We start from the raw sequence: 8,801 nt of genomic DNA on the forward strand, positions 1-8,801 counted from the left end.
TCGTCGATGGCCTCCTACCATCTGTCTGCATTTACACCACTTCCGTGGACTCTATCGCTTGTTCTATCAACAGCAACCACCACAAATCCCTGCGCCGCTGCAGGCAGGCGGCGTGCGAGAGTTGTGTTTTGATGATTTCGCTGTACTACACAGCAGTAGCACCCGTAGTCCGGTATTTGCCGCAGAGAAGCTGTCAGCACATAGCTTGAGCGATGCCTCCGATGAGAAGCGGACCGACCATTTTTATGAGGAAGCCCGGCTGCCCAGTGCTGAGCGAGGGCGCCTGGAAGACTATCGCGGGAGTGGTTATGACCGGGGTCATATGGCGGCGGCGGCACAGCGCACCACGCCAGAGGCCATGGCGCAGAGCTTCAGTCTGGCCAATATGGTGCCGCAGGCGCCGGAGAATAATCGTGGCGTTTGGGCACGGGCAGTGGAAGCTGCCACACGCAAATATGTCCAGCGTGCGGGGGGTGAGGTATTCGTGATTACCGGACCGTATTACAACCCGCAAGTTACGCCCCATTATGCCGGGCAAGTGCGGATACCTGATGCCCTGTACAAGCTGGTATTCGATCCTGGCACGGGTAAATCGTGGGTGTACTGGACGGCAAATACCAATGTGCGAAAGCCCGAACGTCTCAGCTATGCAGAGCTGGTGCAACGCACGGGTATTCACTATTTCCCGAGCTTATCCTAGGCATCATCTATCAGCCTAACATTGTTCGACTAGCCTACGAACGGGAAATCATCAGTCGCGACATGAACAGTCCTAGCCGGTCCAGCCCTTCGTTCAGCTCGGCCAGAGAGGCCGCGTATGACATTCGCACATACATATCGGCGCCGATGCTGCCGAAATCCTTACCGGGGGTCAGCGCGACATGCACTTCATTCAACACGCGCTCACAGAAATCCCAAGCACTTAGACCCGTCTGGCTCACATCAATGTAGACGAAGAAAGCCCCATCAGGCTCGACCGGCACCGGGAGGCCTATCGTCTGCAGCCGCTCGAGAACGAGCCCCCGGCGCCGGCGAAGTTCAGTGCGGCGATCTTCACAGATGGCGATGGTCTCGGCATGGAAGCAGGCAAGCGCCGCGTGCTGAGCCGGTGTCGACGGGCAAATATAATAATTTTGCGCCAGTCGCTCCAGCACAGGAACCATCTCGGAGGGAACAATGCACCACCCGAGGCGCCACCCGGTCATCCCGAAATATTTCGAGAAGCTGTTGATGACAATCGTTCCCGGGTCTGATACGAGCACCGTTTGCGGCGGATGTCCGGCTTCGCTGTCATCACTGAGGCTCAGGTAGATCTCATCGACGATACGCCAGGCTCCATGTGCGCGCGCAAAATCACAGATCGCGTGCAACTCGCCAGGATCGATCGACGTTCCCGTCGGGTTCGATGGAGTCGCAATGATCAGCCCCCGAGTACGGTCCGTCCAGTGAGCCTCTACCAGGGACGCATCCAGCTGAAACCGTGTCGCTGCTGTTGTCGGTACGAGTTTTACCTCTGCGCCGAAGCTGGCAAAGAAGTGGCGATTACAGGGGTATGATGGGTCGCCGACGATCACTTCATCGCCGGAATCAACGAGCGCAGCCGCGAGCAATAATAGGGCAGCTGATGCGCCTGCAGTCACGACCACACGGTCGGGATCAATGCTCACCCCATGTGTGGTTTTGTAGAAACCTGCAATGGCTTTTCTGAGAGCCGGCAAACCGAGCGAGTCGGTATAGGAGAGCTTGCCACCTCGCACCACGTCTACCATCGCTGTTGTAACGGCAGGCGGAGCACCGAAATCAGGCTCGCCAATGCTCAGCTTGACGATGTGGTGCCCCTGCGCTTCAAGAGCAGCAGCACGCTTGGCAAACTCCATTACGAAGAATGGGGCAACCAGCTCCGTGCGTTCAGCAAATTTCATAGCTTCAGTTCCAAATTGTATCGACCCGTCGACAAGGTTATGAGTTCATCCATAGTATCCCTCAGGATCACAAGCTGCGGGTAGGCGCAGGCCAAGCTACTACTGCACCTAGCTACTCTGACCCGCCCCAAGAACTGTCAATGCGTGGCCAGCAGAACTCCCTTCAATTGACATAAGGAGATTGTCTGTCGATAAAACACGGGTAGGTCGGATCGGCCATCAGCACGCCGTCGCCCTCGTCCACCAGCAGCGACAGGGCAATCTGCAGCGCCCCGGACGCGCCCGGGGTGACGATGATGCGCTCCGGCGCCACCGTCACGCCAAAGCGCGACTGGTAGAACGCGGCAATTGCCTGGCGCAGCTCGGCCAGCCCCTGCGCCGCGGTATAGTAGGTATGCCCCGCCGCCAGCGCCGCGCGGCCGGCATCGACGATGGCCTGCGGCGTGGCGAAGTCCGGCTCGCCCACCTCCAGGTGGATCACATCATGACCGGCCGCCTGCAAGGCGCGGGCCTTTTCCAGAATCGCCATCACCTGGAACGGGGCAATGGCGGACAGGCGTTTTGACAGTTTCATGGCAATTCCTTTGTTGGAGTCATTGGGCACGCAGCCCGGCGCGCCATCGGCAGCCAGTATGCCGCAGCCACCGCCTTGCACCAATATTCATGAAATACGCTTGACAGATAAAAAGCAGAGGTCTAATATGCGCCTCCTGAGTCGGAGAGGTGGCAGAGTGGTCGAATGTACCTGACTCGAAATCAGGCGTACGTGCGAGCGTACCGAGGGTTCGAATCCCTCCCTCTCCGCCAGACCAGACATCTAAGCCCTTGAGAAATCAAGGGCTTTTTTGTTTTCTGCAATTCAGGGTAGCCATCTAGGGTAGCCATTCACTTTGCAGCGCCGAAGCAACAACAAGATCACTTTGGCAGCACCTTTCGCCCCCATACTGGCCATGCACGCTCTCGGCCTACTTGATGCACGCTCGCAACGCCAGCGCACGCTCTGAAGTGGTTGTTTGTGGTTGAAAGCAGTTCAACTACGTTGGTCTGGATTTATTGGACTTTTCAATGGGTTGTGTTCATGCAACCATTTGGCACGTAACGTCCCCCCACAGACCAACATGACCACTGACATCAAGATCACCCCGGACCAGCACTATACGAGGTCCGAGATCATTCAGATCGGCGAGGAAGCCAAGCCCGTATTGTTTCGTTTCAAAAAATCAACTCTGCGCAAGCTGTTACTGGAAAAGAAATTCCCCCCGCCAATCAACCCAAACTCAACGGGCGTCAAGTACTGGCTGGGCAAGGACCTACTCGAGTTCAAGGCATGCTTCGATAGCGGCAAGCTGAACGACTTTGTGCCAAGGCAATATCGGGTCGTGAAGAACGATCTAGCCCCTGAGCTCTGGGATGGACAGACGGATCACCCACCAATGCCGAAGATTATTCCACCACCGAAATGACTTAAAGGGTTAAGAAGCAGATCCTCGACAAGGAAGAAACCTTCGCTCGAGGGGCTACCTACGCTAGCTAATCGGCCACTGCGGATGGTCGTTAATCAGGGGACCCGGAAGCCGACAGACGACTCATCGGCCTTATGGAAAGCTTTGCATAAGGCCGACTAGCTGTCCTTCCCCTGCACCGTAGAGGCCGCCAGCAGCAGCCATCCACCCACGATGGTGATCACCTCATGCAGATAGTCGTCCATTCGGTCGGGCGTCAGGCCGAACAGCTCGACCGGGGCATAGTGCTCGTCCATCAGGCAGAAGGGGGCGGCCTCCACACCGGCGTTGATTTCAACGATCAGCGGGAAGCCCTCGGCGGGCTCGTCCTGCCATAGTTTCACGCCCTCTCCCGGCATCCAGCCGCCGATTTCCCTGCGTACCCGCCACTCCAGCCCACCAATGCCATAGCGCAGCCTTTCCGGGGCATCTACCGTCAGGGTCGCCCAAGCTCGCCAGCCGGGCGCACAGGCATCCAGACGGCTGACCATCAGTTGCTGCATCAGCCGCCAGAACACGATGCGCATGCCCGGGCAGTCCCCCTCATCGATCCACTCCCGCTCGGTGGTCCAGATGATCTTGTCCAGCCGGGCCAGCGGCACTTTCAGGTATGGTGCCAGCGCGACGAATGCCTGCACCGCCTCGCGTTCGGTGGGCCGCCTTCCGATGACCCGCTGTACGAAATTCAGTACCCACACGTCCGGCTTGATGGTGGGCACGCCACAACGCAGCTGTAGCCAGTGAAACACGGTGTAGCCCAGCCCTTTGACCCGGCCTTTGAAGTCGCGCTCAAAATCGGCCTTCATGGCCCAGTGGCGCAGAGTCGTGGCATCCACTACGCCCTGCTCGTCAAAGTAGGCGACCAGTTGCTTGAGCAAGCGCAGCCGTGTCCAGTGACGGTTGCCCCACAACGCCAGGCTGGCTTTTTCCAGCTCGGCCTGGTTGTCGCCGTAGCGGGCCAGCCATTTCTGCAGGCTCTGGTGCCCCGTCAGCTTCAGTTTTGCCCGGGCGGTAGCGGTGTAGTGATCAAGTGCCTTTTCCACCATCTCGCCACGTGAATGGAAGTCCAGCACGGTGATGAACAGCGCCTCCAAGTAATCGAAGGGACGGTCTTCCTCGCCAAAGTCAGGCAGCTCCTCGCAGGCGGCCAGCAGCCAGGCCAGTTCATGTTGATCAAGCATGGTCAGGCCCTCCCGCGTTGCTTGGGCAACAGCGTCAGCACCGACTCCAGGTACACAAGGCTGTCACCATCCGGCGAAGCCAGCCGTTGGCTCCGGGCGCGGCCATTGCCGATATTGAGCACACCATTCCACGGTGTGAGCGGCAGCGGGTCGTAGCTGGGGTCGATAACCAGAAACCGGTTAGCCCGGTAACGTTGGCCGTCGCCCAGCCCTTCTGTCCCGATGGCCAATAACCAGTGCCCACCACCGTAGCGATACCGGATACCCAGCATGGCCAGGCCACCGTCAGCCAGTGTGCTGCAGGCACGCTGGGCACCCTCATAGCCGAAGTGCTCCTCGACGGTGAGTTGCCGGGCAAACGGCACGGTCAGGGCCGTGATGTGCGCGGCGTGAGTGCCACGGAAGTAGTGCTCTCGGCTGCTTTGCCACAGTGTCTTGAGTGCGCGTGAGCGGGTCTGATCGATATTGATAATGGTCTCGCGGCTAGCCAGCCCCAGGATCTGCAGCGCCATCAGCAAGCAATGCTGGCCGCAGGCACCGTCAAGGTCGCTCTGCCGCAGGTGAACGAGCTGACGTTGGCCGCAAGGCCCTTGGCTGCAAACCGCCAGCGCGGGGTGAACACGGAAGGTCGTATGCATGTGGTGGCTCCCAAATGCGAATGGCCGCATACCCCGAAGGGCACACGGCCATGTGGTTGATACTGGTTGGCAGCGGTTACTTGATGGCAAGCCGCTGGCTGCGCTCCAGGTGCGCGCCGGGGATGATCTCGCCCTCCAGCATGGCGCGGCGGAGCTCGTCCTTGCGCACGCTCACCACCACCTCTTCTTCCTTGTACTCAGCGGGCACCAGATCCTCGTCATCCAAAATGACGCGTGGCGGGTTATCGTAGACGCGAATCGCAAACTCGGGCGTCTCGATCTCGAAGATCCCGACGCGGCACAGGTGCTGCAGCAGGTACTGCCGTAGCGTCTCCGTCCGCTTCTCCAGCGACTTGCGGCGGAACGCCATGCGCTGCTCGGCCAGTTTCATCATCGCGATCTGGCCCTCGAACTCCTGCATCAGCGCGGTGATGTTCCAGGCCTTGTGCTCAATGTCGCCGCTGGCTGCGGCCAACGTTTTATCGACGACCTCATCGGGTACCTCGGTGTCGCGCATGGCTTGCGCCAGTTGCAGGTACTGATCGGCCAGTTGGTACAGCGTGAAGGATTTGCTGCTCATGGTCATGCCTCCTCATCATCAGCAGGATCGTCGTCAGGGTAAGGCCGGGCATCGACGACCCGGCGGCGACGGCGGTTGGTTTCGGTTGTTTGTGGTTCAACATGGTCACTGTCGCTGGCGGCCCATTGCGGCACCTTGCTCAGCACCAGCGCGAACTGGGTAACGTTGAGGTCTTCCAGCCGGGTGACGGCGCCCTTGGTCGCTTTCTTGACCCAGGCCACGACCCGTCGCTCAGGCAGCTGGTAACGCTTCAGACTCATCCGCAAGGTCTCCACCTGCTTGACCGTCACTGCCGCGAGTTCGGGCGGCACTTCATCTGGCTCGTCCTCATCGTCGTCTTCATCCTCCTCATCCTCGGCATCTGCCGGCGCCGCCACGCTACCGCCACCGTCCTCCATGTCCTGCGTGAACACTTCCGATAGCCCGGCCAGCCGCAGCGTCGCATCGATGTGGGCACTTTTCTCGGCCATCTTGAGCGCCTTGTTGATGTCGCCGTAGTCCTGCGCCAGCGACCGGGCCCCCACACCTTCGGCCACGCTCCGTCCGTGGGCGTCCCGTAGCTCACAGCGCAGGATCACGTGCGTGGGTTGCTGGCCGTTGATCACCGCCTGCTCGTACGCCGCCAGTGACGGGTAATGCACGCTCATGCCCAGCATGCCGGTGATTTTCTCGGCACCGGGCTTGAACAGGCTGGGCTTGCTCCAGTGGCGGTCGTCACGGCACTCACTGGCTCGCCCTTGCCTCGCCATCGGGCAACGATCACGGCCGGCAATGTGAACCCGGCCGTAATCCACGCCCTCTACCAGCGACTGCCGTAGCCACTCCATCAGCGCCAGCCGGTTGGCTTTGCGGCGGTCCAGCCCCTCCTTGAACACGGTAATCGGCATGTCCAGCGGTGACGCGGTCACCAGGGTGTGCCGTGGCACCCCGTCCTCGGCCACGGCAACCGGCAGCGGGGTCACCGTGGATGTGACAACGGCCTGGGTGTCCAGGCCGTTGCGTTGTGGTGTGGTAGCGGTTCTTGCCATGTCAGTACTCCTCAGGCAGCAGCAGCGTGGTGCTGCTACGGTCTGCCTCGGTGATCAGCCAGAGCCGCTGGTGATCATCCAGCCGGTAGCTGCTGAGCACGCGCAGGCCGTGACGTAGCGCGTAGTCGTTGGCTTGCTGATCCTCCTCGTCCATCTCGGACCAATCACCGGCAAGGTGGCGGATCAGAAACGGCAGCGCCGCCAGATCACGTTGGTCGAGCGCGGCAATCGCGCCGGGGGTCGCTACCACCTGCCCGGGGCGGAACAGCGGTCGTGGCGCATTCATCATGAAGGCCGTGATGTGGCGAACAGTGGGTTGGCTATGGGTATCCATGTGGGTCTCCTTTGGTCGGGGGAAACGCCACGCACCAGCCGACGCGCACGCACGGCAGCGGCCCTTGCGGTGGACGCAAGAAGGCCTGCGCTGCCAATGGCGCATGAATCAGTCGGAATGAAAGGGAAGCTGGCCGAGCCGAACGGCTGGCGGTGACGGTAATCGAGCGCAATGCTCGACAGTACCAGCCTACCAAAAACCGCCAAATATGTCAATTGGGTAGCAATGGCGTATCGGCGCGTGTCGCACGCGCATGACCAGTAAAGACCGGCGGTGAGCCGGCTTGAGACAACACCGTCCAGAAGATGCAAAAAGTGTGTGATGAGGTGATGCGGCAAGTGATTTTTTAGCGCGAAGCATGCCAACGCCCAGACACGAAATCATCACTCCGCGACACGCAGATTTCGCGCACGACTCAAAAAATGTTCTTAATCGTCAATTTCAAGGATTGGGCAAAAGTCGCTATCAACTGGCCTCGTAGATGCATCTACAGGGGGTTTTGACGAATCTTGCCTACTTCGTTTTTCTACGAAAATCGTGTGCTGTGCGTTTCCTGTAAAGCCAACCTGCAAGTCATCGCTCGTGGTGAGGATGGCTTCGCATCCATGTCCAAACAGGAAAGGAAACACCATGTTTACACGCGCTACTTTTGTATCTACCGGTCACTACGACATCACGCTTGCGCACCTGGCACAAAACGGAAAATTGGAACAACTTGATAGCCCATCCGGCACCGTGAAGCCACAGCAAGGCACCACGCGCCACGGTGCACGGTCTTGGCTGGTGATCGATCAACAGCACCAGCTCCATGCCCAGACCGAGAGCGCGAGGTTGTACGGCCAAACGCTATTTGGCTCTTGCAGGCTGAAGGACTTCATCAAGCAGTCAACGGAAGCCCTGCTTGCCGAGAACAAGCTGCCTTTCCCGCAGCCGCTGCAAGCAGAAATCAGCGCTGGGAAGTTCCGTTTGCACGAGCTGGGTATCGCCGCCTTCGTGCGATTGGAGCCGACAGTCACCGAGATGGATCTGCTGGCACACCTGCATAGCAAGATGAAGAACAGGTCATGCAACTCAACGAACAGCAAACCATCGCCAACGTCCGTGGGCATCGATGCTGATGGTGCCACGTACTACGAATGCGCCGAGTACCGCATCACCTTCCAACCAGCCATCAAGCGGCTGAAGCAGAACCAGAAGTTCATCATCAAAAAACTGGGCGAGGAAGGGCTGCGTAGCCTGGAACGCAGGCTGAGCAAACGCTACTGGGTAGAAGTGCTGTTCAGTAACACCTACTTGATGCGCCACGACATGTCGTCACCGGCTGCCTGGAGAAAAACTGGTGAGGAGCACTTCATGGCGGTGTTGAACCAGCAGTTTCCTGCTGTCCTGGATCTGGTACTGACGAGCGAGCAGAACAGCCAGGTGCAGCGACTGAAATGGGAGCACGTCACGCTAGTTCGGCTGTACCAGCAAGGAGGTGATGTGCGCGAAAACGCTCGCCCGACCACGTTTGCTAAAAAGCGGCAGCTGATCCTGGAGAAAACAGGTATCGACATCTGGGCCTGTCCGAATTTTTGTGTAAACGGGGTTTCAAATCACATCTGAGGAATGCGTTC

General features: G+C 59.2%; 10 protein-coding genes and 1 tRNA gene. 4 read left to right on the forward strand and 7 right to left on the reverse strand.

Going from position 1 to position 8,801, the window contains the following annotated elements; genetic code table 11:
* A partial coding sequence (locus tag IE083_RS14675; RefSeq protein ID WP_189354785.1) for a DNA/RNA non-specific endonuclease occupies positions 1 to 700 on the forward strand: 700 nt, incomplete at its 5' end.
* Positions 701 to 734: 34 nt separating this feature from the next.
* Here the strand turns inward: IE083_RS14675 and IE083_RS14680 are convergent.
* Together IE083_RS14680 and IE083_RS14685 are read right to left on the reverse strand one after the other, a co-directional pair.
* Positions 735 to 1,922, reverse strand: coding sequence for a pyridoxal phosphate-dependent aminotransferase (locus tag IE083_RS14680; protein ID WP_189354786.1), 1,188 nt, complete (start codon positions 1,920 to 1,922; stop codon positions 735 to 737).
* Between the two features lie 163 nt (positions 1,923 to 2,085).
* A complete protein-coding gene (locus tag IE083_RS14685) occupies positions 2,086 to 2,496 on the reverse strand; it encodes an aminotransferase class I/II-fold pyridoxal phosphate-dependent enzyme (RefSeq protein ID WP_229799779.1) in 411 nt (136 codons plus the stop codon).
* A gap of 143 nt (positions 2,497 to 2,639) precedes the next feature.
* Here IE083_RS14685 and IE083_RS14690 point away from each other — a divergent pair.
* Positions 2,640 to 2,729 (forward strand) — tRNA-Ser (locus IE083_RS14690).
* Positions 2,730 to 3,040: 311 nt separating this feature from the next.
* A complete protein-coding gene (locus IE083_RS14695) occupies positions 3,041 to 3,385 on the forward strand; it encodes a hypothetical protein (RefSeq protein ID WP_189354787.1) in 345 nt (114 codons plus the stop codon).
* A 158-nt stretch (positions 3,386 to 3,543) separates the two neighbouring features.
* Here the strand turns inward: IE083_RS14695 and IE083_RS14700 are convergent, their stop codons facing one another.
* From IE083_RS14700 to IE083_RS14720, 5 genes are all read right to left on the reverse strand, one after another.
* Positions 3,544 to 4,605, reverse strand: coding sequence for a DUF8548 family protein (locus IE083_RS14700; protein ID WP_189354788.1), 1,062 nt, complete (start codon positions 4,603 to 4,605; stop codon positions 3,544 to 3,546).
* A gap of 2 nt (positions 4,606 to 4,607) precedes the next feature.
* Positions 4,608 to 5,243 carry a hypothetical protein gene (locus IE083_RS14705; RefSeq protein ID WP_189354789.1) on the reverse strand — a complete coding sequence of 212 codons (636 nt, stop codon included), beginning with the start codon at positions 5,241 to 5,243 and terminating at the stop codon, positions 4,608 to 4,610.
* 76 nt (positions 5,244 to 5,319) lie between these two features.
* The gene (locus tag IE083_RS14710) at positions 5,320 to 5,823 is read right to left on the reverse strand and encodes a siphovirus Gp157 family protein (RefSeq protein ID WP_189354790.1); all 504 of its coding nucleotides are present in this window, start codon (positions 5,821 to 5,823) and stop codon (positions 5,320 to 5,322) included.
* A 2-nt stretch (positions 5,824 to 5,825) separates the two neighbouring features.
* Positions 5,826 to 6,851 (reverse strand): hypothetical protein, encoded by a 1,026-nt coding sequence (locus tag IE083_RS14715; protein WP_189354791.1) that lies wholly within the window; start codon positions 6,849 to 6,851, stop codon positions 5,826 to 5,828.
* 1 nt (position 6,852) lies between these two features.
* Entirely contained in the window at positions 6,853 to 7,185 is a 333-nt protein-coding gene (locus IE083_RS14720; RefSeq protein WP_229799780.1) for a hypothetical protein, read from the reverse strand.
* A gap of 630 nt (positions 7,186 to 7,815) precedes the next feature.
* Between IE083_RS14720 and IE083_RS14725 the strand changes: the two genes are divergently transcribed.
* Complete coding sequence (locus tag IE083_RS14725; RefSeq protein WP_189354792.1) at positions 7,816 to 8,790, forward strand: hypothetical protein; 975 nt, start codon at positions 7,816 to 7,818, stop codon at positions 8,788 to 8,790.
* Positions 8,791 to 8,801: the final 11 nt, after the last annotated feature.

The organism is Vogesella fluminis, assembly GCF_014652335.1.
Taxonomy (GTDB): Bacteria; Pseudomonadota; Gammaproteobacteria; order Burkholderiales; family Chromobacteriaceae; genus Vogesella; species Vogesella fluminis.